Origin of the sequence: Bradyrhizobium sp. SZCCHNR3119, assembly GCF_032487775.1 — a bacterium.
Classification (GTDB): domain Bacteria; phylum Pseudomonadota; class Alphaproteobacteria; order Rhizobiales; family Xanthobacteraceae; genus Bradyrhizobium.
Map to the genome: position 1 here is coordinate 2,116,381 of NZ_JAUEUV010000001.1, position 26,158 is coordinate 2,142,538.

General features: G+C 64.0%; 23 protein-coding genes. 11 read left to right on the forward strand and 12 right to left on the reverse strand.

From position 1 onward, the window contains the following. Window positions 1–7: 7 nt before the first annotated feature. Window positions 8–1,243: a cytochrome P450 gene (locus QX034_RS10025; RefSeq protein ID WP_315702724.1), complete on the reverse strand. Its 1,236-nt coding sequence runs from the start codon at window positions 1,241–1,243 to the stop codon at window positions 8–10. 121 nt (window positions 1,244–1,364) lie between these two features. Between QX034_RS10025 and QX034_RS10030 the strand changes: the two genes are divergently transcribed. The 3 genes from QX034_RS10030 to atzF all read left to right on the forward strand — a co-directional run bounded on the left by QX034_RS10030 (window position 1,365) and on the right by atzF (window position 5,523). Beyond that, window positions 1,365–1,853 carry a MarR family winged helix-turn-helix transcriptional regulator gene (locus tag QX034_RS10030; RefSeq protein WP_315703172.1) on the forward strand — a complete coding sequence of 163 codons (489 nt, stop codon included), beginning with the start codon at window positions 1,365–1,367 and terminating at the stop codon, window positions 1,851–1,853. A 368-nt stretch (window positions 1,854–2,221) separates the two neighbouring features. Continuing rightward, window positions 2,222–3,496, forward strand: a complete 1,275-nt coding sequence (locus QX034_RS10035; RefSeq protein ID WP_315702723.1) for an NAD(P)/FAD-dependent oxidoreductase — start codon at window positions 2,222–2,224, stop codon at window positions 3,494–3,496. A 233-nt stretch (window positions 3,497–3,729) separates the two neighbouring features. Then, window positions 3,730–5,523 carry an allophanate hydrolase gene (gene atzF / locus QX034_RS10040; protein WP_315702722.1) on the forward strand — a complete coding sequence of 598 codons (1,794 nt, stop codon included), beginning with the start codon at window positions 3,730–3,732 and terminating at the stop codon, window positions 5,521–5,523. A 3-nt stretch (window positions 5,524–5,526) separates the two neighbouring features. Here the strand turns inward: atzF and QX034_RS10045 are convergent, their stop codons facing one another. From QX034_RS10045 to ugpB, 11 genes are all read right to left on the reverse strand, one after another. Then, window positions 5,527–6,252, reverse strand: coding sequence for a hemerythrin domain-containing protein (locus tag QX034_RS10045; protein ID WP_315702721.1), 726 nt, complete (start codon window positions 6,250–6,252; stop codon window positions 5,527–5,529). A gap of 11 nt (window positions 6,253–6,263) precedes the next feature. Beyond that, the gene (locus tag QX034_RS10050) at window positions 6,264–6,482 is read right to left on the reverse strand and encodes a hypothetical protein (protein WP_315702720.1); all 219 of its coding nucleotides are present in this window, start codon (window positions 6,480–6,482) and stop codon (window positions 6,264–6,266) included. Between the two features lie 86 nt (window positions 6,483–6,568). Further along, the gene (locus QX034_RS10055) at window positions 6,569–7,300 is read right to left on the reverse strand and encodes a GntR family transcriptional regulator (RefSeq protein ID WP_315702719.1); all 732 of its coding nucleotides are present in this window, start codon (window positions 7,298–7,300) and stop codon (window positions 6,569–6,571) included. Continuing rightward, window positions 7,297–7,695: an oxalurate catabolism protein HpxZ gene (gene hpxZ / locus QX034_RS10060; protein ID WP_315702718.1), complete on the reverse strand. Its 399-nt coding sequence runs from the start codon at window positions 7,693–7,695 to the stop codon at window positions 7,297–7,299. The genes QX034_RS10055 and hpxZ overlap by 4 nt, the downstream gene beginning before the upstream one ends. 3 nt (window positions 7,696–7,698) lie before the next feature. Beyond that, window positions 7,699–9,075: an AtzE family amidohydrolase gene (locus QX034_RS10065; RefSeq protein ID WP_315702717.1), complete on the reverse strand. Its 1,377-nt coding sequence runs from the start codon at window positions 9,073–9,075 to the stop codon at window positions 7,699–7,701. Between the two features lie 10 nt (window positions 9,076–9,085). Further along, complete coding sequence (locus QX034_RS10070) at window positions 9,086–9,265, reverse strand: DUF4089 domain-containing protein (protein ID WP_315702716.1); 180 nt, start codon at window positions 9,263–9,265, stop codon at window positions 9,086–9,088. A 12-nt stretch (window positions 9,266–9,277) separates the two neighbouring features. After that, on the reverse strand, window positions 9,278–11,077 hold the full coding sequence (locus QX034_RS10075) for an ABC transporter ATP-binding protein (protein WP_316195349.1): 1,800 nt from the start codon (window positions 11,075–11,077) through the stop codon (window positions 9,278–9,280). Between the two features lie 12 nt (window positions 11,078–11,089). Next, the gene (locus QX034_RS10080) at window positions 11,090–11,989 is read right to left on the reverse strand and encodes an ABC transporter permease (RefSeq protein ID WP_315744229.1); all 900 of its coding nucleotides are present in this window, start codon (window positions 11,987–11,989) and stop codon (window positions 11,090–11,092) included. After that, entirely contained in the window at window positions 11,986–12,999 is a 1,014-nt protein-coding gene (locus QX034_RS10085; RefSeq protein WP_315744228.1) for an ABC transporter permease, read from the reverse strand. Before QX034_RS10085 ends, QX034_RS10080 begins: the two co-directional genes overlap by 4 nt. 196 nt (window positions 13,000–13,195) lie before the next feature. Next, window positions 13,196–14,818: an ABC transporter substrate-binding protein gene (locus tag QX034_RS10090; RefSeq protein ID WP_315702712.1), complete on the reverse strand. Its 1,623-nt coding sequence runs from the start codon at window positions 14,816–14,818 to the stop codon at window positions 13,196–13,198. Window positions 14,819–15,308: 490 nt separating this feature from the next. Continuing rightward, window positions 15,309–16,622 (reverse strand): sn-glycerol-3-phosphate ABC transporter substrate-binding protein UgpB, encoded by a 1,314-nt coding sequence (ugpB, locus tag QX034_RS10095; protein ID WP_409977477.1) that lies wholly within the window; start codon window positions 16,620–16,622, stop codon window positions 15,309–15,311. A 544-nt stretch (window positions 16,623–17,166) separates the two neighbouring features. Here ugpB and QX034_RS10100 point away from each other — a divergent pair. The 8 genes from QX034_RS10100 (at window position 17,167) to QX034_RS10135 (ending at window position 26,154) form a co-directional block, all read left to right on the forward strand. Then, entirely contained in the window at window positions 17,167–19,167 is a 2,001-nt protein-coding gene (locus QX034_RS10100) for an ATP-binding protein (RefSeq protein WP_315703170.1), read from the forward strand. Next, on the forward strand, window positions 19,137–20,882 hold the full coding sequence (locus tag QX034_RS10105) for a DUF3369 domain-containing protein (RefSeq protein WP_315702711.1): 1,746 nt from the start codon (window positions 19,137–19,139) through the stop codon (window positions 20,880–20,882). Before QX034_RS10100 ends, QX034_RS10105 begins: the two co-directional genes overlap by 31 nt. After that, window positions 20,879–21,616 (forward strand): response regulator, encoded by a 738-nt coding sequence (locus QX034_RS10110; protein WP_315702710.1) that lies wholly within the window; start codon window positions 20,879–20,881, stop codon window positions 21,614–21,616. The genes QX034_RS10105 and QX034_RS10110 overlap by 4 nt, the downstream gene beginning before the upstream one ends. Before the next feature lie 222 nt (window positions 21,617–21,838). After that, window positions 21,839–22,450 (forward strand): sigma-70 family RNA polymerase sigma factor, encoded by a 612-nt coding sequence (locus QX034_RS10115; protein WP_315702709.1) that lies wholly within the window; start codon window positions 21,839–21,841, stop codon window positions 22,448–22,450. A 462-nt stretch (window positions 22,451–22,912) separates the two neighbouring features. Then, window positions 22,913–24,319: a cytochrome ubiquinol oxidase subunit I gene (locus QX034_RS10120; RefSeq protein WP_315702708.1), complete on the forward strand. Its 1,407-nt coding sequence runs from the start codon at window positions 22,913–22,915 to the stop codon at window positions 24,317–24,319. Further along, entirely contained in the window at window positions 24,316–25,326 is a 1,011-nt protein-coding gene (gene cydB, locus QX034_RS10125) for a cytochrome d ubiquinol oxidase subunit II (RefSeq protein ID WP_315702707.1), read from the forward strand. The genes QX034_RS10120 and cydB overlap by 4 nt, the downstream gene beginning before the upstream one ends. Beyond that, window positions 25,326–25,454 (forward strand): DUF2474 domain-containing protein, encoded by a 129-nt coding sequence (locus QX034_RS10130; protein WP_315702706.1) that lies wholly within the window; start codon window positions 25,326–25,328, stop codon window positions 25,452–25,454. Before cydB ends, QX034_RS10130 begins: the two co-directional genes overlap by 1 nt. A gap of 103 nt (window positions 25,455–25,557) precedes the next feature. After that, window positions 25,558–26,154 carry a L,D-transpeptidase gene (locus QX034_RS10135; protein WP_315702705.1) on the forward strand — a complete coding sequence of 199 codons (597 nt, stop codon included), beginning with the start codon at window positions 25,558–25,560 and terminating at the stop codon, window positions 26,152–26,154. Window positions 26,155–26,158: the final 4 nt, after the last annotated feature.

Below are 26,158 nucleotides of genomic sequence, written 5' to 3' on the forward strand. Positions count from 1 at the left end.
GTCTCGCTCAGGCTGGAGTGATGCTCACCGGCAGGCTTTCCAGCCCACGCAGTGTGTTGTTGTAGCGGCGCTTCACCGCACCATCGATGGAGATCGAATCCACCTTGTGCGCGAGCGCCGTCAGCACCGCCTCTCCTTCGAGTCGGGCCACGAGCTGGCCGACGCACATATGGATGCCCGCACCGAATCCGACATGGCCGGACACCTTGCGCGTGATGTCATATCTGTCGGGCTGCTCCCAGCGCCGCGGATCGCGGTTGGCCGAGCCCAGGAACATCAGCACCTTCTCGCCTTCGCCGATGCTGGCGCCGGCGATCTCGACCTCGCGGGTGGTGGTGCGGAAGAAAGTCTGCACCGGGCTTTCGAAACGCACGGCTTCCTCGAATGCATTTCGGGCCAGCGACGGATCCTGGCGCAGCCGTCGCCATTCCTCCGGGAAACGGGCCAGGCAGTAGACCGCCGCGCCGATGCCATACACCGTCGTGTCCAGTCCGGCCGACAGCAACGAGCGCACCAGAAGCGGCGCTTCCGCCGGCGTAATGTCACCGCTATCGGCGAAGGCGTGGATGCAGGCGCCGAAGCCGCCCGGCGCAAGATTGTCGCGCTGGCACTGCGCGGTGACATAAGTTTGATGCGGTGCCGAGCGCTCGATCGCCTGCTGCCGGAGCTCGTTGGGCGGACCGAACGCATTGAATACCAGACTCGCATAGGGGATCAGATGCTCGCGGCCATCGGGCTTGAGGCCCAGCGCATCCGGAAACACCGACAGCGGATAGGCTTCGGCGAGATCAGTGACGGCATCGAAGCGCCGACGTGCCAGCAGCTCGTCAATCTTGGCTTCGGCCGCCGCCAAGAAGCCGTCGCGCAGGCGCTTCATCACCGCGGGCGACAGCACCCTGCTCAACACCGCCCGGGTACGCGTATGGGCCGGCGGATCGGCTTCCAGAATGAGACTCGGCGGCCGCCACGGCTTCTCCTTGGCAAAATCGCTCAACCCCACGCCGCGGCTGGAGCAGAAGGTTTGGGGATCATTCAGCACCTCATAGACCTCGGCATAGCGGGCAACGCCATAGACATTCCAGCGATCGAGATAAACGACGGGTCCGGCCTGGCGCATTTGGTCATGCGCCGGATAAGGATCATCAAAAAAGGCGATCGAGAACGGATCGATGTCGAGGTGGGGAATATCGGCTGGTGGCACGGCGGGGCGAGCGGCCGGCGCGGAGACATCCGTCTGGTTCATGCAGTCCTCCCGAAGTTTGGCCTTGTCATGCGGCTTTTGCTGTCTCTATGACTGAAATGGACGAGCGGTGATGGAGATCATGAGCGACCAAGCCCGCAAATCGCGTGCAACAAAGCCGCAGATGGAGACGACGGGCGGCCAGCCCCCTGGCCATGACCTCACGCTTGATCTCGACCGCTACGTGCCCGCCTTCATCACCTTCATCGCCAACAAACTGTCGAACAGCGCGACCGCGTTCTATCAGCGCAATTTCGGCGTCAACGTCACGGAATGGCGCATCATGTCGCTGCTGGCGATCGAGCCCGGCATTCCGGCCTCGCGCATCTGCAGCGTGATCGGCTTTGACAAGGGACCGGTCAGCCGCACGCTTGCAGCGATGAAAAAGCGCGGGCTGATCGCCATCCGCTCCGATCCTGTCGATGGCCGCAGCCACTCGATCTCGCTGACCGCCAAAGGACGAGCCACCCACGACAAAGTCATCGTGGCAGCGTTGGAGCGCGAACGTCGGCTGCTGTCCTGCCTCGACAGGCAAGAGCAGGAAACGCTGATCCGGCTGCTCCGCACCATCCACGACAATCTCGACGCGGTCACGGAAGCGGCCAACTCCTAGGAGGTCCATCGCCGCGCGGCTCACCGGGCGATCGCGCTGCGCTCCAGCACGACGTCCGTCGGCGACTTCGCCCGCGTTGGCCGAACCCTGCATCTCGCTTCCATCCCTCTGCAGGCGCGCATTGGTCGCACGCCCCTGCTGTTCTCAACAGCATATCCAGAATATAGTTGCCTTGGCAACCACAAATTCGCGCTATCGCACCGCAACGGCCGCGCCAGCGGCGCGAATGGGATTGGCACGGTGTTGCCCGCATTGCGCCTCATACCAACGCGATAGATTCCTGCTATCGTACGATAGCGCCGACGGGCTTGAAGCAGCCGCACGGACATGTACTTAAAGCTGGGAGCGCATCAGCGATGAACAGCCTCATGACGACCGAACCGCGCAACCTTCATCATGTCGTCATTGTCGGGGCCGGCTTCGGCGGCCTGGAAACGACCTATCGCCTGGCCGGCGCGCCCGTGCGCATCACGCTGATCGATCGTCGCAACCATCACCTGTTTCAGCCGCTGCTCTATCAGGTCGCGACGGCTTCGCTCTCGACATCCGAGATCGCCTGGCCGATCCGCTATCTGGTGCGCCACCGCCCTGAAGTCACCACCTTGTTCGCAACGGTCACCGGCATCGATGCCACGAATCGCCGAGTGCTGCTGGAGGACGGCACGGAGGTGGCTTATGACAGCCTGGTGCTCGCCACCGGCGCGCGCCACGCCTATTTCGGTCACGACGAGTGGGAGCCGTTCGCGCCGGGCCTGAAGACGCTCGAAGACGCCACCACCCTGCGGCGGCGCATCCTGGTCGCATTCGAGCGCGCGGAGCGCGAGACCGATGCCGCCAAACGCGCGGCCTTGATGACCTTCGTCATCATCGGCGCCGGTCCTACCGGCGTGGAGCTCGCCGGCACTATCGCCGATATGGCGCGCGCCACGCTGCCGCCGGACTTCCGCAACATCGATACGCAAAAAGCGCGGGTGGTGCTGATCGAAGCCGGCCCGCGCGTGCTGGCAGGCTTTCCCGACGATCTCTCGGCCTATGCGCTCAAATCGCTCGAAAGCATCGGCGTTGACGTGGTGCTCGGACAGCCGGTGACCGACTGTAATGCGGACGGCGTGGTCTATGGCGGCAAGCAATTGGAGGCCAAGACCATCATCTGGGCCGCCGGCGTGCGCGCCTCACGCGCGGCCGAATGGCTGGGCGCACCGGCCGATCGCGCCGGCCGGCTGCAGGTCGCCCCCGACCTGACCGTGCCCGGTCATCCCGAGATCTTCGCCATCGGCGATACCGTCACCATCCCCGCCTGGAATGGGCAGCCGGTACCGGGCATCGCGCCGGCGGCCAAGCAGGAGGGCCGCTATGTGGCCGAAGTCATCAAGGCGCGGCTCCAAGGCCGCAGCTTGCCGCCATTCCGCTACAGCCATTCCGGCAGCCTGGCCCAGATCGGCAAGCGGCTTGCGGTGATCGATTTCGGCTGGATCAAACTGCGCGGCGCCATCGCCTGGTGGATCTGGGGCATCGCGCACATCTATTTCCTGATCGGGTTGCGCAACCGGCTCGCGGTGGCGCTCAGCTGGCTCTGGATCCACGCCCGTGACCAGCGCGCGGCGCGCCTGATCACGCAAGGATCCAGCAAGGTGATGGACTAGTATCTGCTCATAAATTGAGCAATTTGGCAGACAAGGATCTGTATCCGGCCCCGGCAGCCGCCCCCAACTGCCAACCAAACGATTGAAATCAAAACAATAAGCATCGATGCAGCCGATTTGCGCCGATGTACACAATGGCACGTGCCTTGCTACAGTCGGAGGACATCTGGACTGTGGGAGCGCACGCGAATGCAACGGCTGACGTCAGGTATCTCCAACGATCGGGGCCGTTCGTGATCGAGACCGTTGCCGAGATCGTCGCCGCGCATCGGCAGGAGCTGACGTCACCTGCAGCTACGGTGGCACGCAGCTTCGCGCGCATCCGTGCCCATGGCGATCCCGCCATATTCATCAGCCTGCGTGACGAGCAGGAGGCCATCGCCGAGGCCGAGCGCCTCGGCGACAAGGATGCGGCAAGCCTGCCGCTCTATGGCGTGCCGGTCGCGGTGAAAGACAATATCGACGTCGCGGGCATGCCGACCACTGCCGGCTGCCCAGCCTTCGCCTACACGCCGGCGCGCGATGCGACCGCGGTGGCACGGTTGCGCGCCGCCGGAGCCATCATCATCGGCAAAACCAATCTCGATCAGTTCGCGACCGGCCTGGTCGGCGTCCGCTCGCCTTACGGCATTCCCAAGAATGCCGTGCGCAGTGACCTCGTGCCGGGGGGATCGAGCTCGGGCTCGGCGGTTGCGGTGGCGGCGGGACTGGTGCCGCTCTCGCTCGGCACCGACACCGCCGGCTCGGGCCGCGTGCCGGCGATGCTCAACAACATCGTCGGCCTCAAGCCGAGCCTCGGCATGATCTCGACGACAGGACTGGTGCCGGCCTGCCGCACGCTCGACTGCATCTCGCTGTTCTCGCTGACCGTGGATGACGCCGCGACTGCGCTCGGCGTCATGGCAGCCCCCGATCCGCTCGATCCGTTCTCGCGCGACCGGCCGCTGCAGGCGCTCGCGCCCTTCCCGTCCGGCGTGCGGCTCGGCGTGCCGCGTGCAGGGCAACTGATCTTCTTCGGCGACAAGGCCGCAGAAGCCGCCTATGGCGAGGCGACTGCGCGGTTCGCCAAACTTGGCGCCGACCTGGTCGAATTCGATCTCGAGCCGTTTTATGAGACGGCGCGGCTGCTCTATGAAGGGCCGTGGGTCGCCGAGCGCTATCTCGTGATCCGCGATCTCCTGGCGTCGGATCCGGATGCAATCCATCCGGTCACACGTGAGATCACCATCGCCGGTGCACGCCCGAGTGCCGCCGATACCTTCGCTGCGCTGTATCGACTGCAGACATTGCGCAAGGTGGCCGCACGCACCTTTGCCGAGATCGACGCGATGGTGTTGCCGACCGCTCCGACCACCTACACCACGGCCGAAGTGCTGGCCAATCCGGTCGAGCTCAACAGCCGGCTCGGCACTTACACCAACTTCGTCAACCTGCTCGACCTCTGCGGATTGGCGCTGCCCGCGGCGATGCGCAACGACGGCATTCCATTCGGCGTCACCCTGCTCGCGCCAGCCGGTCACGACGCAAAGCTCGCGAGCATCGGCCGCGCCTTCCATGCCGATACCAGGCTTCCGGCCGGAGCCAATGCCGTGCCACTGCCGCCGCTCGCACCGCTGTCATCGGCGCCGCTTGGCGACGAAATCACGATCGCCGTGGTCGGCGCCCACCTGTCGGGAATGGCGCTGAACAACGAGTTGACCTCGCTCGGCGGGCGCCTGCTGGAAACGACCAAGACCGCGCCGGACTATCGGCTCTATGCGCTTGCGACCATCCCGCCCAAGCCCGGCATGCTGCGCATCGAACCCGGCGAGGGCGTGTCGGTCGACGTCGAACTGTGGGCGCTGTCGGCGGCGAGCTTCGGCCGGTTCGTCGCAGCCGTGCCGGAGCCGCTGTCGATCGGCACGATCCGCCTCGCCGACCAGCGCAATGTCAAAGGCTTCATTGTCGAGTCCGCCGCGACCCACGGCGCCCGCGACATCTCCTCTTTCGGCGGCTGGCGGGCGTATCTGGCGCAGAGCGCGGCATAGACATCAGCGCGGCGTGAACTGATTGAGATCGGCGATGCCGATCTGCTGCTCGAGCGAAGCGACGCGCTGCACCATCATTTCAAAGCCGTCGCCGCCGAACATCTGCTGTTCCTTCTTCTCGAAATCCTCCGCCATCGCGTCATATTCATGCGGCGAGACGATCTTGCGCAGCAGCGGAAACAGATCGGTGTCCTCGCGCGCCGCGTGCGGCCGATACATGGCGATGAAGGCATGAATGCCGTCGACGACCTGACGCCGGTCGTCGCCCGCCTTCCGGCTCCCTGACGCCGCCTGCAAAATCTTCGCAGTCACCCGCCGGCCGGCCTCGTGTTGCGCCAACAGCGTATCGACGAGCGGGACGAGCTTGCGGGCCTGCTTGAATCGCGGAAAGACGGCCTGCTCTTCCGAGTGCTCATGATAGTTCTCGATGAAGTCGCGGACGATTCCCGCCGCATTGGTGATCACGGCCGGATCGAAATCCTCATTGGCCGAGAACTTGCGCACCGCCGCCTCATAGATGAGCAGCACGCGGTCGAGCACGCCATGCTCGCGCATCAGGTCCTCCGGCGGCGTGACCTCCGGCTCTTTTTCGCTCTTTGCCTCTTTGGCGGTAAAGGCGGCCACGGGCGAGAGCACAAGACCACCTGCGACGGCTGCGGTCGAGGCGGCCTTCAGGAAACGCCGCTTGTCGATTTCGGCGACGAGATCAGTTGGCGTGAGCAGGACCATGTTACGTCCCATCAGGCCGATTTGCGCCAGGCCGACTCGTTCTTCTTGCCGTAATCGTCGAAGGCCTTGATCAGGCCATTCAGCACTTCCGCCGAGGTCTCGAACATCGCCTTGAGCTGCGGCTCGTCGACCTTGCCGATATCCTCGCGCAGATGCGTCACCGTCTCTTGCAGGCGCTGCTTCATCCGCTGGGTGTGGTGACGAGGATCCTTCTCCGAAGCTGTAGCCATGGACACGTCTCCTCTGATCAGGACTGAACAGAGAAAACGACCGCCCGCGATGGAGGTTCCTCGCTGCTCACATCAGGATGCAAAGACTAGACGGAGACCGCGTAGATTTCGTATTCGCCGCGGACGAGCTCGATATGCGCGCGCATGGCGTTCGCCGCACCGGCCTTGTCGCCGCGCAGGATCCCGACCACCACGCGGTCGTGCTCGGCATGCGATTTCGCCAGCCGTCCGAGATTGCGGAACTGGGCGCGCCGGAACGGCTGCACCCGCACCCGCGTCGCCAAGGTGATCTCGGCGATATAGGCATTGTGCGCGCCGGCATAGATCGCGCTGTGGAACCGCTCGTTCACCTCGTGGAATCGCTCGGGATTCCCGGCGTGACTGAGCGTCCGCAACTCGTCGTGAATGAGCTCCAGCCGCTGCCGCTCCACCGGGGTCATGCGCTGCGCCGCAAGACCGGCGCAGAGACCTTCCAGCTCGGCCATCGCCTCGAACATCCCGCTCAGGCGTTCGACGCCCGGCCGCGCCACCACCGCGCCGCGATGGGCGCGGGCCTCCACCAGGCCGGAGGCTGCGAGCTGACGCAGCGCTTCCCGCACCGGCGTGCGCGACACGTTGAAGCGCTTGGCAATCTCGGTCTCGTCGAGAGGCGCACCGGGCGCGAGCACCCCGCGCACGATCTCGTCGGCGAGCTGCAGCCGCAGCTCTTCGGCGCGGGTGATCTTGACAACGCTTGGGAGGGCGCGATCGACGCGCTGGAGCTCCGGCTCCCGGATCAACCGCTGGCGCGACCGAGTCGATACATCGTCGAGGCTCATGCCGGGGCGCCCTTCGGTTCGTCGATGATGCTGACATGGGCCGCGACGATTCTCCACCCTTCCGGAAAACGGATCCAGGTCTGCATCTGGCGGCCAACGCGGCCGGGTGCGCTGTCGCGGTAGAACAAGGTCGAAGCGACCGCGCTGTCGCGGCCATAGGTGGAGATCACGGTGCCTGCTGTTCGGCGCATCAGGCCGGCCGGCGAGCGGGCGGCGCGAAAGCTCGAGATCTCGTCATAGCCATACAGGTTTTCCGTAATGCCGTAGCGCAGGGTGCGCGGATCGTTGCGGAACAGTTCGTCGAGCACGGCGACATCGTTCGTCACCAGCGCCTGTTCATAACGCTGGAACTGCGCGGTGACCTCCGCAACGACATCGGGCAGATCGACTTCCATAAACTAGAACCCTTTCGGTGCCGGCGCGGCGGCAACGCCCATCTCTTGCAAGGCGTAGGCCACCCGAAGCGCGATGTCTTCGCGCCAAGGCGCGGCAATCAGCTGCACCCCGATCGGCAGAGGCGATAGCGGAACCGGGACGGCAACGACGGGCAGACCGATAAAGGAGATCGGCTGGGTGTGGATGCCGATATTGGCCCGCACCGGCAGCTCGACGCCGTCGAGCACGAAGGTCGCTTGCCCGAGCTTTGGGGCAACACATGGCGTCGCCGGCGCGATCAGCAGATCGACGCTCCTGAACAGTTCCAGCACTTGCGCGCGATACCAGCGCCGGAATTTCTGGGCGCGATCGACCAGCGGCGCCGGAATCATCGCGCCCGCGATCAGCCGATCGCGTACGGCCGGATCGAAATCGAGCGGCCGCGATCGCAAACGATCGAGATGCAGCGATGCGCCTTCCGTGGTGGATATGACATAAGCCGCGGCGCGGGCGCGCGCAGCCTCCGGCACCTCGATCACCTCGGTCGCGTTCAAAGCCCTGGCGACGCGGGCCACGGCTTCCACCGCCTCCGTAAAGAGGTGCTTCTGGAAATGCCCGCCAGCCATCGCGACGCGCAGGCCTCCGGTGCCCCGCCGAAGCAGAGGCGTTGCCGGCTCCGGCGCGCGCGTCGTGCAGGCGGCGTCATCGGGATCCGGACCTTGCATGGCGTCATAAGCAAGCGCGAGGTCTTCGACCGACCGCGCAAACGGGCCGAGATGATCGAGGCTCGCGACGAAAGGAAAGGAGCGGGCGCGCGACAGCCGCCCATAGGTCGGCTTCAGGCCGAAGATGCCACAGAACGAGGATGGCACCCGGATCGAGCCATTGGTATCGGAGCCGAGCGCGATCGGCACCAGCCGGCCACCGACTGCACTGCCCGAACCGCCCGAGGAACCGCCGCTCATGCGCGTCACATCATGCGGATTGCGCGATGGTCCGTCATGGATGTTCTCGCCGGTGAAATCGTAGGCGTATTCGCCCATGTTGAGCGCGCCGACCAGCACCGCTCCGGCCGCTTCCATCCGCGCGATCAAGGTCGCATCGCGCGCGGCCGGCGCGCGGTCGCGATTGATCTTGGAGCCGGCGCGCGTCGGCAGCCCCTCGACATCGAACAGATTCTTCACGGCGAACGGCACACCCGCGAGCGGGCCCACGCTCTGCCCTCCCGCAATCGCGGCATCGACCGCCCGCGCCTGTTCGCGCGCACGATCCGCCGTCACGTCGGTGAATGCATTCAGCACGCCGTTATGCTGGGCGATCCGCGCCAGTGCGGCCTCGGTCGCCTCGAGGGCGGACAGTTTGCGTGCGGCCACCGCGGCAGCGATGGCGGCCGCGTTCATATCGGAGGAATCAAGCGGTGAAGACACTGGCGGGCTCTGTTTCATCGGGCAGTTGATAGTCGTCGACCAGCCGCGCCATCTTCAGCGAGACCTCGAGATTGGCACGAATCGCCGGGCGCCACGCGTCCTCGATCGGCAGGCCCAGCGCGTGCCCGACCGCGTCGATATAATCGTCCAATGGCTCAGCCATGGGCTTTCCCTCTCAATGACCCGGAAGCGGCGGGTGCGGAATCGCCGTCAGCAGTTCGCGCGTATAGGCATCCTGCGGATCGCCCAGCACGCGCTCCGCCGATCCTTCCTCGACGATCCGTCCCGATCGCATCACGATGACACGATCGCACAACAGCCGCACCACATTCAAATCATGGGAGACAAACAGGTAGCTCATACCCATCCGCTGCTTGAGCTCTTGCAGCAGGTTCAGGACGACCGCCTGCACCGAGACGTCGAGTGCAGCGGTCGGCTCGTCCAGGATCACGAGCTTGGGATGCAGCGCGATCGCGCGTGCGATGCCGACGCGCGCCTTCTGCCCGCCGGATAATTGATGCGGGAAGCGGTCGAGCAGGTCGATCGGCAGGCCGACCAGCGTCGCGAGCTCTTCGCAGCGCGCCCGCACCGCACCGCGCCCCTTGATCATGCCGAGCTGCAGGATCGGATCGGCAATGGCGCGTGCCGCGGTGAAGCGCGGATTAAGGCTGTCAGTCGGATCCTGGAACACCATCTGGATGCGACTGCGCAGCGGCAGCCGCGCGAAGGCCTGCGGCGAGATCTCGCCGATCTCCTCGCCGTCGAACGCGATGCGACCGGAGGTCTGGTCCAACAGCCGCATCACCATCATCGACGTGGTCGACTTGCCGCAACCGGATTCGCCGACCAGGCCGACGCTTTCGCCATGGCCGATCGTAAAGCCGATGCCATCAACAGCGCGAAACACCTCAGGCTCGACCGGCGGCTTGCGCGCAAACAATTTTGACAGCGTCGCGGTCGCACCCCGGCGCGGATAGTCCTTGACGAGTTTGTCGACCAGCAAGAGCGGCCTCTTCTCCCTCTCCCCGCTTACGGGGAGAGGGTCGGGGTAAGGGGCTCTCTCGGGCAGGACGACTCGCGGCGAGTTCCCCTCACCCGGATCGCTGCGCGATCCGACTTCCCCCCGCACGCGGGGAGAGGTGACGAGAACATCATCCTCCGGCAACAAATCCTGCAGCGAGACGCCCAGCCGCGGCGTCGCCCGCATCAGCTTGCGCGTATAGGGATGTTGCGGACGCGCAAAGATCTCGGCAGCGCTCGCCGTCTCGACCACATGGCCCTTCTCCATCACCACCACGCGGTCGCAATAGGCGGCGGCAAGCCCAAGATCATGCGTGATCAGGATCGTCGACATGCCGCGGCTCTTCGTCAGCTCGACGACCAGATCCATCACCGCCTTCTGGGTCGTGACGTCGAGGCCGGTCGTCGGCTCGTCCGCGATCAGGAGCTGCGGATTGCAGGCCAGCGCCAGCGCGATCACGACGCGCTGGCACATGCCGCCTGACAGTTCGAACGGATAGGCGTGGTAGCGCTCGCGCGGCCGCGCGATCTTGACCTGCTCCAGCGCCGCGATCGCCTTCTCAGCCCGCTCGTTCGCAGCGGCCTGCACATGCTGCTTCAGCACATCCTCGATCTGCAGGCCGACCTTGCGGATCGGATTGAGCGCGGCGCGCGGGTTCTGGAAGATCATCGAGATCTCGCGCCCGCGCAGATCGCGCATTTCGGCCTCGCCGGCGGCCTTGACGTCGATGCCGGAGAACACCACCGAGCCCTGGGCGATGCGCCCCGCACGATCCAGGATACGCATCACAGCATAGGACGTGACCGACTTGCCCGACCCGGACTCGCCGACGATCGCAACGGTCTCACCCTTGGCGACGGAGATGTCGACATGCTGCACCGCCTTGACGATGCCGCGACGCGTGGAGAATTCGACGGTGAGATCGCGGACATCGAGCAGCGGCTGCGCGGTCATCGAAAAGCTCCTTTACGTCCGCCGCTGCGGATCGACGATATCGCGCAAGCCATCACCGAGCAGGTTGAAGCAGAACACGGCGATCATCAGCGCTAGTCCCGGAAACAGCGCGATCCACCATTCGCCGGAGACCATGAAGGACGCCCCTTCGGCGACCATGATGCCCCACTCCGCCGTCGGCGGCCGCACGCCGAGTCCGATGAAGGAGAGGCCGGCGGCGTTGAGGATGGCGTAGCCCATGGTCAGCGACATCTGCACGATCATGATCGGCATGATGTTGGGCAGGATGTGGCCGAGCAGGATCCGAGCTTCGCTGTTGCCGGACAGCCGCGCCGCCTGCACGAAACCGGCACTGCGGCGGACATTGGCTTCGGCCCGCGCCACGCGGGCATAGAGCGGAAAATTCACGATGGCCGTGGCGATGATGATGTTCTGCACGGTGTTGCCGAGTGCGGCGACGATGCCCATCGCCAGCACGAACAGCGGAAAGGCCATGATGGTGTCGGCAATGCGGCCGACGATGCGGTCGGTCCAACCGCCGAAGAAGCCCGCGGCGACGCCGGCGAGGCCGCCCATGGCGAACACCAGCGCCACCGACGCAACCGCGATGAATGTATCGAGGCGGGTGGCGACCACGACACGGCTGAAGATGTCGCGCCCGAGCTGATCGGTGCCGAACCAATGCGCCGCCGACGGCGGCTTCAACGCGGCCGCGGTGTCGCTGGCGAGCGGATCATAGGGTACCATCCACGGTCCCAGCAGCGCGGAGAGCAGGATCAGAACGAGCAGCGCGAAGGCGAAGGCCGTGACCTTGTTCTCACCGAGCACATAGCGGGCATGCTCAACGAGAGCGATCAGGCCGGAGCCTCGCGATGACGTGACGGGTTCTACCGCAGGCGCGACAGTGCTCATCCTTCCAGCCTCACGCGGGGATCGATGACGCCATAGAGAATGTCGATGATGAGGTTCAGCGCGACATACATGACGGCCATGGTCAGCACGAAGCCCTGCACCGGCGCGAAGTCGGAGGCGATCAGCGCCTCGACCGCGTAGGAGCCGATGCCGGGCCATGCGAACACCTTCTCGACCAGCACGTTGGCGCCGAGCAGGAAGGAGAACACCATCGACAGCGTCGTGATCACCGGCAGCATGGCGTTCCGAAAGGCGTAAGTTATGGTCACGGTCGACGGGGAGAGGCCGGAGGCGCGCGCGGTGCGGACGAATTCGGATGCCAGCACGGACAGCATCGAAGCCCGGGTCATGCGCGCGATCGGCGCCAGCGAGAAGATGGCAAGCGTGGCCGCCGGCAAGATCAGCTGGCTGAACGCCGAGCGGAACGCCTCGAAGTCGCCCGCAAGCAGCGTGTCAATCAGGTAGAAGCCGGTCACCGTTGGCGGCGCACTGGTGAACACATCAAGCCGGCCCAGCGGCGCCGGCGACCAGCCGAGCCGGAAATAGAACACATAGACCAGAACGAGTCCGGTGAAGAACACCGGCAGCGACACGCCGGCCGTGGTGACGATGCGGCAGAGATGATCGATCCACGAGCCCGGCCGCGTCGCGGCGAGCACACCGAGCGGCAGCGCGATCAGGATCGAGATGAACAGGCCGAGCAGCGTGAGCTCGGCGGAGGCCGGCAAGCGGTTGCGGATCTCGGTCGCGACCGGCTGGCCCGTGGTCAGCGAGTTGCCGAGGTCGCCATGCGCGAGGTCGGCGGTATAACGAAAGAACTGCTCGACCAGCGGCTTGTCGAAGCCGAGCTTCTTACGGATCTGCTCGACTGCTTCCTTGGTCGCGGCAGGACCGGCGAAATAGGCGGCGGGATCGCCCGGCAAGGCGCGCGTCAGCAGGAAGGTGACGACGACGACGCCGATCAGCGAGGGGATCGCAAACGCGAGGCGCTTGGCGATGAGCGTCAGCATGCGAGCAGCCTTGCCAATGGTGCGGTCGGTGGTGAAGCCACCCGCGGTCGGCTCCCTCCCCCCTTGTGGGGGAGGGCTGGGGTGGAGGGTGAGCCGCGACGGCGGTGCGTGTGGCTACCCCCCTCCCTGCCCCGCCCCCACAAGGGGGAAGGGAATGAGAGAACCCGACTCTGAGCCTCAAGGCAGCTCACATCACTCACCCCTTCACCAGGGCGCGATAGTCGAGCCGGCGGTGGAACCAATACTGATAACCAGACACGTTCTTCTGCATCGCGACGTTGACATAGGGCTGATAGAGCGGGATGCGCGGAATGTCGGCGAAGGCGAGATTGACAAAGCCTTTCACGTCGGCATCGTATTTGATCTTGTCGCCGATCGCGGCAGCATCGCGGGCGCCGTCAATGAACTTGTCCATGACGGGCGACTTGTAGCTCATCGTGTTGAACACGGAATTGTTGCCGTGATAGCACCAATAGAAGAAGTATTCGGGGTAATCGAGCCAGCCCGAGAAGATATTGGTGAAAAGCGGCATCTCCTTCTTGTTCAATTCGGTGCGCCAATTGGCACCGGGCACCTTGTTGATCGTGGTCTTGATGCCGAGCTGAGCAAGGCTCTCCTGCACCAGCACACAGAGCGGCTCATTGACCTGGGCAAAGTTGAGATCGAACGACAGCGTGGTCTCGAAGCCGTTGGCATATCCAGCCTCCGCGAGCAGCGCCTTGGCCTTTTCCATGTCGGTGACGTATTTGGTGGCCTGCGGCCAGGCGACCTCGGTCGGCTTGTCGGCTGCCGCGCCGAACATCGGATTGGCGAGACCGAACATCACGGCGTCCATGATCTTCTGATACGGCATCGCATAGGCGAGCGCCTGCCGCACCTTCGGATTGTCGAACGGCGGCTTGGTCACGTTCATGCCGATATATTGGATGCCGTTGGAGATCGGCAGCGACACCACGTTGAGCTTGCCGTTCGCCTTCATCTCCTGGAAGTCCTTGTTGGGCAGCTCATAGGAGATGTCCGCGTCGCCGCGTTCCAGCAGCGCGCGGCGGTTGCCCGCCTGCGGCACCATGCGCCAGATCACGCGCTTGATCTTCGGCAGCGGCCCTGAGGCCCATTCGTCGTTCCGCTCCATGACGACTTCGGTGCCCGCAGTCCATTTGGTCACCTTGTAGGCGCCGGAGCCTGCAGTCTGCTGCTTGGTGAATTCGAGGCCCCAGGGGTCCTTTTCGGAGGCGTTCTTCTTCACGAGCTCCGAATTGACGATGCAGGGCACGATCACGGCGAGATCGGGAATCGTCAGCCGATCCTTCTTGAGGAAATCGATGCGCACCGTGTGGTCGTCGACGACGACAAACTGCTCCGGCTTGGTCAGCGAGCCCGCGCTCATCTGGAAGGTCGGAAAGCCGCCAACGCTCACCGCCCGGTCGAGCGACCATTTGACGTCCTTGGCCGTCACCGGTGCGCCGTCGTGAAACTTGGCATTCTTGCGCAGCTTGAACGTCACCGACATGTCGCCGAGGTTCATGTCCTCCGCGAGCTCGGGCTTGAACTTGTCGCGGTCGTAGTAAGGCACACCGCCCGGACCGCTTTTCATCTCGTGGCTGATCAGTCGGTCGTAGCAATTCCATGACACCTCATAGCCTGGGACGTTGGTCCCGACTCCGTGGATGTCGAGATTGTTCGGCCCGCCCTCGGACACGATCAGAAGCGTCTCGGACCGGGCATCGGCCTTCGCCGATGAGATCACACTGGGTGCAACGGGCAGCACCGCCCCTGCGGCCAGTCCGGAAACCGATTTCAAGAAATCGCGACGCTTCATGCAAATGCTCCGTCAGAAACGAGTCTTGAGGGAACGTTCGCAAGCTTCGTGCCAGCGGCGCTCACCGGCACAACCATTTGGAATTATTAGATAATGGGCGAATTGTCGCAGCCGTCGAGTCGGCGATTGCATACAATCATGCTATTTTGCTCATTCCTTGAGCGAAGATGTTGGGCGATCGCAATTGAGCACCCGGATCCGGCCAGAGCTCCTGAACCTCGTCCAGACTGCTCACCCCTAAAGGCCAGCCGTCGATACGCGACGCATCGATGGGAAGAGTTTCAGGATCAGCTGGTCCCTATCCGGACCAGCCGATTGGTTTCACCCACAAACGGCGCCGGCTCGAAGCTTGAACAGCCATGGTTGCTCGCGGTGTCCCGCGCCAAACGCAGCCAGAACTGCAGAAACGCGCGAAAGCTGCGAAATGACTTCGCGCTCGTCAGTTCGGATGTCGGGATCATCTTGCCGCCATTCTGCGGCGGCGAATTAGCTAGCGGTCTGGGCTTGCGCGCTCGAACTGCCGGAGCAGCTTATTGCCCCGCTCCACTGCGGCATCAAGGGCCGCCTCAGGTGATTTCCGTCCGCTCACGGCCTGTTCCAGCTCGTCCTCGATCGCATCGCGGATCAGCACGAAAGAGCCGAGCCGCAAGCCGCGTGAGTTTTCCGTTGGCGGATGCAGAGTGACCTGCTCGATCGAAATCGCGGTGCCCGGGTTGCGGTCGTAGAATCCTTGCGCCCTGGTGAGGTCGAAGGCGGCCTGGGTGATCGGAAGATAACCGGTGTTCTGATGCCAGGACGCCTGGACCTCGGGCTTTGACAGGAAGCTGAAGAATTTGGCTACCCCCTTGTACTCGGCGCTTGGGCGACCGCGGAGCACCCAGAGCGTCGCACCTCCGATAATCGAATTCTGCGGCGCCCCGGCAACATCCGGCCAGTACGGCATCATGCCGTAGCCGACCTCGAATTTGGAGTTGGCCCTGATGTCGGCCCGCGTCGCCGACGATCCGATGAAGATGCCGCACTCCCCCTTCTGAAAGCGCGGCTCGGCGGCCTGGCCGCGACCGCTATAATCGAACACTTTCATGGACTGCCACTTCGCCATTTGAGCGACGTGGCGGATCAAGACCGGATTGTTGAAGGTCAGGACGGCGTCGAGTCCGCCGAAACCGTTGCGGCGCGTCGCAAGCGGCAGGTTGTGAAAGGCGGAGAGATTCTCAACATGGATCCAGGAGGGCCACGACGTCGTGAAGCCGCAGAGGGCTCCATTGTCGCGCAGGCGCTTCGCGGCCAGGCCGAGCTCAGGCCAAGTCCTAGGCGCAGCATCCGGATTGAGCCCAGCGCGGCGGAACATGTCCTTGTTGTAGTACAAGATCGGGGTCGATGCGTTGAACGGAAACGACAGCAGATTGCCGTCGATATCGGCGTAATAGCCGGTCACCGCAGGCAGGTAGGCCGAGGACGAGAAACTCTCCTGTTCATCGCGCATCAGTTCGAAGACGGGGTAGATTGCGCCTTTGGCTGCCGTCATGGTCGCGGTGGCGATCTCGTTGACCTGCACGATCGCAGGCTGGCTGCGCGAGCGGAATGCGAAAATCGCCGCCGTCACCGTCTCCGTGTAGTTGCCCTTATAGCTCGGCACGATGCGGTAGTCGGTTTGCGAGGCATTGAACTCCGCGGCGAGCTTCTCGACCTGCTTACCGAGTTGGCCCGACATCGCGTGCCACCACATGATATCGGTTGCGGCAAAAGCGGGGGCACCCCAGCAACTCGCAGCGGCGACGAGGCCGATCCAGAAAGGACGCAAACTGAGGGGCACGATACGCTTCCCAATTCAAACTGATGAAATATTGCTCGGCGGAAATGGCGCCCTCACGAAGAGGGAGAGAAGCAACTTCAGGATGAGACAACCATCGAACAAAACGTTGACGGACATCGCGATCTCGGCAGAATCGTCTTATAGCACCCGTCAATAAAATACATTGAACCTTTTCGCGCCGGGCTCGACCTCATCTTCAAGGGGACCATGTTGGCTGTGTACCGCGCCTATCATTCGCGGACTTCGACTGTGGGTGCCGCGCCGATACGAGACGGACTCTCGGCCTTGCCACGGCCGGTCCGCGTCCGTCATCTTGCCGGACACCTCAGCATAGTTGCGATGCACAATGTCGGCGATTGCATATCGCGGCGTGAGGTGCCGCTGGGCCAAAATACAACTAGAGCGAGTTATTCGCTCAGGTACGAGGCTAGGTAGCCCCCTCGTGACGAGCACCGACCAGCGAGGTGCCCCGGCCCGGCAAGTCAGCCTGGCAGCCCTCGGTCGCGCCCGGACGGTGCGCCTGCTGCGCGCGGTGCCGATCCGCTGGCGGATCTTGTCCATCGCAGCATTGAATTCTGCTGTCGTCATCGTGCTCGCGGCCCTGATCTGGAACGGCGCATCGGTGCTGGGCTCGGCCTGGGAAGATGTGCGGCAGGTACGGGAATCCGACAAGATCCTCGCGCTTCTTGAGAGCGAAACCAGCCGGCTGCAGAACCTGATTCACCGCTATATCAATCAGCCGAGCCCGGAACTGTTTGCCGAGATCCTGCTGTTGCGCGAGGCCGTTCTCGGCACCCTGACCACGCGCGCATCCACCGATCCGATGCTGTCCGGATCGGTCGAGGAACTGGAACACGTCACGGTCCGCTTCCTTGACGGATTCGGCGAGTTGCGCAGCCTGCAGGCGACCATCTCGAAGACCTATGAAGACGAGGTGCTCGGACCCGCCCGCGAAATGGCCGGGCTCTATTCTGTGATCGAGGGCGCCACCGGCCACCGCGATGCGCAGATCTGGCCGGCGCTCGGCCGGTCGCGCGAAGCCTTTACCGGGATGCTGGTCGCGGCCAACTCCTATTACTTGTCGCTCGCGCCGGCCTCGGCCGAGGACGCCCGCCGCAACACCGAGACGATCGAGAAGACGATCCCGGTGATGTCGAGCCTTGCCGACAACGACCTGCAGCGGATGGCGCTGGAGCGGCTTGCGGCGCGCACCGCCGCACTGCGCGCCGGCTTCTCGAAGCTCTCCGAGCAGCTCACCAACCGGACCGACCTGTTACGCAACACGATCGATGCGAGCCAGGCCGAGACCATCGGCGCCATCGACGATCTGTCGGTGAAGATGCGCCAACGCGAGCAAAAGGCGCAGACCACCTTCGACCACACGCTGGCCGACATTTCGCGCCGGGTGCTCTCGATCGCCGTGATCTTCCTTGGAATCATCCTGTCCGCAGGGGTGCTGATCGCGCTCTCGATCCGGCTTCCGCTGCAGCAGATCATGACCGCCATGCGAGCAATCGCCTCCGGCGATTATGGCCGCGAGGTCCAGGGCACCGAGGCGCGGGACGAGATCGGCGCCATGGCGCGGGCGGTCGAGATCTTCCGCGAAAACGCGATCGCCAAACGCAAGACCGAGGACGAGCTGCGCACATCCAAGGAAAAGGCGGAGAGCGCCCTGCTCGAGCTCAATGCCGCGCAGCGCAACCTGATCGACGCCGAGCGGCTCGCGGCCTTAGGCGGTCTGGTGGCCGGTGTCGCGCACGAGGTGAACAATCCGATCGGCATCAGCCTCACGGTCGCATCGAGCTTTGCGCGCCGCGCCGAGATCTTCGAAGCGGAGCTGAAATCGTCCAATGGGCTGCGTCGCTCGCAGCTGGAGGAGTTCGTGCGCTCCTCGCGCGACGCTTCGCAGCAGCTGGTCGCGAATCTGCTGCGCGCCGGCGAATTGATCCAGTCCTTCAAACAGGTCGCAGTCGACCGCTCGCATGCGGAGCGACGACAGTTCATCCTCGGCGAGGCGACGGACCAGATCATCACCAGCCTGCGGCCAGTGCTGAAACGGGCGCCGATCGAGCTGACCGCGGACGTGCCCGAAGGACTCCTGGTCGACGGCTATCCGGGCTCCTATGGGCAGATTTTGACCAATCTGTTCCTCAATGCGGTCAATCATGCGTTTGCCGACGGCCGCGCTGGCACGATCTCGATCACGGCGCGGCCGCGCGGGCCCGACGACATCGAGATCATCTTCTCCGATAGCGGTGCCGGCATGACACCCGAAGTGCAGCGCCAAGCCTTCGATCCGTTCTTCACGACCCGCCGCAATGAAGGTGGTACCGGACTCGGATTGCATATCGTCTATAATCTTGTAACCCAGCAGCTCGGCGGCCGCATGATGCTGGAGTCGAGGCTGGGACAAGGCACCACTTTTCGCATTATCATGCCACGGGTCGCCCGAGGTTCTAAAGAATTGGGCGGCTCTGAAACCGCAGGGGACGGAACGACGCAATGGCCGAACAGGACGATGTCCTCCACCTGATCGACGACACCGGCATCGTCGAACACGATCATTCGGCGCGGAAATGGAAGATCGCCGTCATCGACGACGACCGTGCGGTGCATGAGGGTACGCGCTTTGCGCTCTCCGACTACAGTCTCAACGGCCAAGGCCTTGAGATCCTGTCGGCCTATTCGGCGGCCGAAGGCCGCGCCCTGATGCGCGAGCACCCCGACGTCGCAGCGGTCCTGCTCGACGTCATCATGGAGACGGATGTCGCCGGCCTCGAGCTCGTGGAGTATATCCGCAACGAGATCAAGAACGAGACCGTGCGCATCATCCTGCGCACCGGACAGCCTGGCCAAGCGCCGGAGCGGCGGGTCATCGTTCAGTACGATATCAACGACTACAAGGCGAAGACCGAGCTCACCGCCGACAAATTGTTCACCTCGCTGACCGCCGCGCTGCGCAGCTATCAGCAGCTCGAGCGCATGGTGCAGACCCGGCGCGGCCTCGAGATCATCATCGATGCCGCCTCGACGCTCTACGATTTCAAGTCGATGCAGCGGCTCGCCGAAGGCGTGCTGACCCAGATCGCCTCGCTGCTCAATGTCGACTGCGCCGGAATTCTGGTGTTGCGGGACGACGGCAGCCAAACGGAAGATTTTTCCGTGCTGGCGGGCTCCGGATGTTACAGCCGCTTCACGGGCACGCCCAGCTCGAAATCGCTCGACCCGGACCTGCGCGACATGGTGGAGGCCGCCTTCAAGCAGCGCGTGAACGAATTCGCTGACCAGCGCACCGTGCTCTATGTTCGCACCGGAAGCGGCCGCGAGGTGGTCGTGCTGCTGCAGGCCGAACGGCCGCTCTCCGAGACCGACCGCTCGCTGGTCGAGATCTTCTCCAGCCGATTGTCCATCGCCTTCGACAACGTGATCCTGTACCAGCAGCTGCAAGAGGCCAACACCCAGCTCGAAGACCGCGTGGCGCAGCGGACCCGCGCGCTGATGCAGGCGAACCGCAGGCTGTCGGCGCAATGGCTTCGCCTGCAGCGCGCCAACGGATTCAAGAACGAGATTCTCGGCACCGTCGCTCACGATTTGAAGAATCCGCTCAGCGTGATCCTGGGCCGCACCGAAATGCTCACGGAGTTGATCGCGACCGGTGCATCCAGGGACGGCATCACCTCGCAGGTCGAGCACATCCGCGACGCCGCCAGGCGACTGACTTCGATGGTCGATCATCTGATTTCCGATGCCATGGCGGACGCCTTCGACATCACGATCCGTCGCGAGCCGGTCGATATCGCCGCCCTTGTCCACGAGGTCGTCGAGGCAAACCAGCCGCTGGCGCACAACAAGCAGCAGATCATCTCGGTATCGGCGCCGCCGCATCTGGTGACGATGTGCGACGCGGATCGCATCCGCGAGGCGATCGACAATTTGCTCAGCAACGCCATCAAATACAGCCCGATCGGCGGCCGGATTGCGGTCGAGGTCGCCGGCGACGAGGACAATGTGACGCTCGGCGTGAGCGACCAAGGCGCGGGTCTGTCGCCTGAGGACCTCGGGCGACTGTTCGGCCGGTTCCAGCGGCTATCGGCCAAGCCCACCGCCGGAGAGAGCTCGACCGGGCTCGGCCTCTCGATTGTCAAGCGTATCATCGATATGCATGGCGGCGAGGTGACTGCTAAAAGCGATGGTCCCGGCCAGGGATCGACCTTCACCATCAGCCTCCCGACCACCGAACCGTCATGAGCCAGAACCAGCACATCATCATCGTCGACGACGAGGCACCGGCCCGCGAAATGGTCGGCGATTATCTCAAGATGCACGGCTTCACCGTGACCTTGTGCGACGGCGGCAAAAGCCTGCGCAGCGCGATCGATTCCGGCCCTGCCGACCTCGTCGTGCTCGACCTCAATATGCCCGAGGAGGATGGGCTTTCGATCATCCGCGACCTCAAGAACCGGACCAACATCCCGGTCATCATGCTGACGGCGACTGCAAGCCCGATCGATCGCGTCGTCGGTCTCGAACTCGGCGCGGATGACTATGTCGCCAAGCCCTGCGAGCTGCGCGAACTGATGGCCCGGATCCGCTCCGTGCTGCGGCGGAGCACGCCGGCGAAAGCGGCGCCGGCCGCACCCGCCCCCGTGGCCGCAAAGCAGGACCAATTGATCCGTTTCGGCACGAAATGGCTCGATCTCGACGCGCAGGCGTTGCGCGACGACGAAGGCAACGAGCATCCGCTGACCGCGTCCGAGTTCGGTCTCCTCAAGGTGTTTGCGGCCAATCCGAAACGGGTGCTGTCGCGGGAACGGCTGCTGGAGCTTGCCAACGCCCGCGATGCCGAGGCGTTCGATCGCGCGGTCGATCTGCGCATCATGCGAATCCGCCGTAAGATCGAGCCGGATCCGGCCAAACCGGCCGTCATCCGCACCGTCCGTGGGGGCGGGTACCTGTTCTCCCCCGCCGGAGAGAAGGCCTGACATCTGCCCTCCCAGCGGTACCGCGGGGTAACGGAATATTCCTTCCTGCGGAAATATCCACAATTTCGCCACAAGTATTTCGCTGCGTTTCTTCCGACGAAACAATTCCGCTGACCCACGAAACCATTTTCCCGGTTCCGTGCAGACGTCCCGAAACCGGAGTTCATTAACAATCCGCTCCGACGAAACGCCGCAAAGGGGGCGGCGGAACGGGAGAGCGTCATGCAAAACGTCGTTGCCATCAATTCCGCAGCCAGTCAGGGCATCATCGCCGCCCAGACGACCTCGGACGAAATGCTCCTGCAGAGCATTGCCGATGGCGGCCGCACCGCGATGCAGATTCTGTATTCGCGGCATAATGTGCGGGTCTATCGCTTCATCCTGCGGATCGTGCGCGACACCACGATTGCGGAAGACCTTGTCAGCCAGGTGTTCCTGGACGTTTGGCGGACCGCCAAGCAGTTCGAAGGCCGCTCGCAGGTCTCGACCTGGCTGTTGTCGATCGCACGCTTCAAGGCGCTGACCGCGCTGCGCCAGCGCCGTTTCGAGGATATCGATCAGGAAGAGGTGCTGGAGATCGCCGACGGATCCGACACGCCGGAAACGTCGTTGGATCGCGCCACAACCAACGCCATCTTGCGCGCCTGTGTCGCAAAATTGTCGCCCGCTCACCGCGAGATCATCAATCTCGTCTACTATCATGAGAAGTCGGTTGAGGAGGTCGGACAGATCATCGGCATTCCGCAAAGCACGGTGAAGACCCGGATGTTCTATGCGCGCAAGCAGCTCGCCGGTTTGTTGCGAGGCGCGGGCGTGAACAGCCTCGCGGCTTGACTGACGGACAAATAGTAAAAAGTCTTCGTATCCAAGAGTTTGTCGGGACGATGCCCCGGCGAGGTTTGCCGGAATGGCGCCGAATGAAACAATTGAAACGATCGGCGAAATCACCCGGAAAAGGTCTGTTGCTAGACATTCGATCGCCGACCGGAGCTCAGTCCCCCAGCTGGCTTCGGTCCTGAGACGAGCAAGTTCTTCATCTGACGAACTGAAGCTTCCAAGTTGCCCGACGGCCCGGAGGATGCCCCCCTCCGGGCCGTAGTCTTTTGCAAGGCCGGCGCGGACACAGCGCCATTTGGGGGCGAAATGCCACCGCGCTCCAGGCTTTTGATCGGGCGCGGTCTTTCCCGGACCACGCCGTGAGGCAATTTGGCATTTGATCTTTCCGAGTAACCAGTGCGATTTCTCCGTCACGTGGCGCGTGCTAAAGCAGCTGCGCAGGGCTGACGGACGGTGCGCATGTTCGGTTTGGACGCAGTTGATCTGGCACGGGCGCAATTCGCATTCACGATGACCTTCCACATCGTGTTTCCGGCGTTCTCGATAGGCTTGGCCTCCTACCTCGCCGTGCTCGAAGCGCTGTGGCTCTGGACCGGGCGCGAGGTCTTCATCAACCTCTTCCATTATTGGCTGAAGATCTTCGCGGTCGCCTTCGGCATGGGCGTGGTGTCGGGCATCGTGATGTCCTACCAATTCGGCACCAACTGGTCGGTGTTCTCCGACAAGGTCGGTCCGGTGATCGGCCCCTTGATGGCCTATGAGGTGCTGACCGCCTTCTTCCTCGAGGCCGGCTTCCTCGGCGTCATGCTGTTCGGCCTGAAGCGCGTCGGTCCCCGCCTGCATTTCTTTGCGACGTTGATGGTCGCGGTCGGCACCCTGATCTCCGCATTCTGGATTCTCTCGGCCAATTCCTGGATGCAGACGCCCGCCGGCTACGCCGTCAATGCCGAGGGCCAATTCGTCTCCGTTGATTGGCTGAAGGTGATCTTCAATCCCTCGTTCCCCTATCGCCTGGTTCATATGGTGCTGGCGGCCTATCTGACTACGGCCCTCCTGGTCGGCGCGGTCGGCGCCTTCCATCTGCTGCGCAACGCGCACCTTCCCGGACCGCGCGTGATGTTCTCGATGGCGATGTGGATGGCGACCCTGGTCGCACCCATCCAGATCCTCGCCGGCGACCAGCACGGCCTCAACACGCTTGAGCACCAGCCGGCAAAGATCATGGCGATGGAAGGTCATTTCGAGAGCCACAAGGACGGCGCGCCTCTGTATCTGTTCGGCTGGCCGGATGAGACCGCCGGGAAGCTGGAATACGCCGTCGGCATCCCGAAACTGGGCTCGCTGATCCTGAAACACGCCCCGGACGCGCCCCTCGCCGGCCTGGATACCGTGCCGCGAGAGAATTGGCCGCCGGTCGCGATTCCGTTCTGGACCTTCCGCATCATGGTCGGGCTCGGACTGCTGATGTTCGCGCTCGGCCTCTTCAGCCTGTGGGAGCGCTGGCGCGGCCGGCTGTACCAATCGCCGCTGCTGCATCGCTTCGCGATCGCGATGGGGCCGGCCGGATTCATCGCTGTCATCGCGGGCTGGATGACGACCGAGACCGGCCGCCAGCCCTTCACCGTGTACGGGCTGCTCCGCACCGTCGATGCAGCTTCACCGCTTGCGGCACCTGCGGTGGGCTCGTCCTTGCTCGCCTTCGTCATCGTCTATTTCATCGTCTATGCCGCCGGCATTCTCTATCTGCTGCGCCTGATGGCCGAACCGCCGCATCCCGGCGAGCAAGGACCAAGCAGCGAGAGCCCGATCCGCACCGCGGGCATCACGCCGGCGCCCAGCGTGCCGACAGGAGCTGGCGCAAGATGACTGCATCGATCGATCTCGCCACGCTCTGGGCCTTCATCATCGCCTTCGCCGTTTTCGTCTATGTCGTGATGGACGGTTTCGATCTCGGGCTCGGCATCCTGTTTCCGCTGTTTCCGGCGAAACAGGATCGCGATGTCATCACCAACAGCGTCGCACCCGTTTGGGATGGCAACGAGACCTGGCTCGTGCTCGGCGGCGGCGGGCTGATGGCGGCGTTTCCGCTCGCCTACGCCATCCTGCTGCCGGCGCTCTACACGCCCCTGATCGCGATGCTGGTCGGCCTGATCTTCCGCGGGGTCGCCTTCGAATTCCGCTGGCGCACCCGCAACAGCCGCCATCTCTGGGATCTCGCCTTCGCGGGGGGCTCCTGGATCGCGGCCCTGGCGCAGGGCATCGCGCTTGGCGCGATCCTGCAAGGCGTGCATGTCGAACACAGGCAATATGCCGGCGGCTGGTGGGATTGGCTCAGCCCCTTCAGCATCCTGACCGGCGTCTCCCTGGTGATCGGCTATGCGCTGCTCGGTGCCACCTGGCTGATCCTGAAGACCGAGGGCGAGTTGCGCGACAGGGCCTACCGGCTGAGCTGGTATCTGTTGTTTGCGATGCTGATCGCCATCGGTGTGGTCAGCCTCGCCACGCCGCTGCTCACCATTCAATATGCGCAGCGCTGGTTCTCCTGGCCCGCGATCGTGCTCACCGCGCCGGTGCCGCTCGCCGTGATCGCAGTGACAGTGCTGCTGATGAAGAACCTCGCCGAAAAGCGCGATGGCTGGCCGTTCGCGTTGTCGCTGCTGCTCTTCCTGCTGTCCTATGCCGGGCTCGGCATCAGCATGTATCCCTACATCGTGCCGCAAAGCGTCACGATCTGGCAGGCGGCGGCGCCCGAGCGCAGCCAATTGTTCATGCTCGTCGGCGTCGCCGTGCTGATCCCGCTGATTCTCGCCTATACCGGCTGGGCCTATTGGGTGTTTCGCGGCAAGGTCAGGCCCGAGAGCGGCTATCACTGATGCGCTCCTTAAACGGAGAGCCGCCGCTTGCGAAGCGCCTGCTGTGGTTCGCGGCGTTGTGGCTCGCCGGCGTCGGCACTGTCGCAGCCGTCGCATTCGTGCTGCGGCTCTGGCTGAAGCACGCCTGACACGCAGTTCCCCTGGCTTGACTTCCCACCGAATTCGCCGCTTTGATCTGGCGGGTGGTATGGACGGGGCAAGCTTGGCAGGAGCCGTTAGGGAGAGCTTGGAATGGCGGGGTTGCGTCACCTCATCTGCATCACTACGACCGCGATCGCTTTGGCGTTGTCCGCCGCGCAGGCTTGCGCGCAGCAGCCCGAGGATCCCGGCGATCAGCCCGGCCTCGTCGCCGATGACGGCTACGAGCTCGATCCGGAATGGCGCAAGCAGATCGTCTATTACCGCACCACCGAGCCGCCCGGCACCATCATCATCTCCACCACCGAACGTCACCTCTATCTGGTGCAGCCCGGCGGCCGTGCGATCCGCTATGGCATCGGCGTCGGCCGCGACGGCTTTCAGTGGCAAGGCCTTCTGAACGTCACCAAGAAGGCCGAGTGGCCGGACTGGACGCCGCCGCCGGAGATGATCGCGCGCCAACCCTATCTGCCGCGCTTCATGGCCGGCGGCCCCGGCAACCCGCTCGGGGCACGGGCCATGTATCTCGGCACCACGGTCTATCGCATCCACGGCACCAACCAGCCCTGGACCATCGGCACCAAGATTTCCTCCGGCTGCTTCCGCCTCGTCAATACCGACGTCGCCGATCTCTATGATCGCGTACCGGTCGGCACCAAGGTCGTCGTGCGACAGAAGCCGGAATTGTGACGGC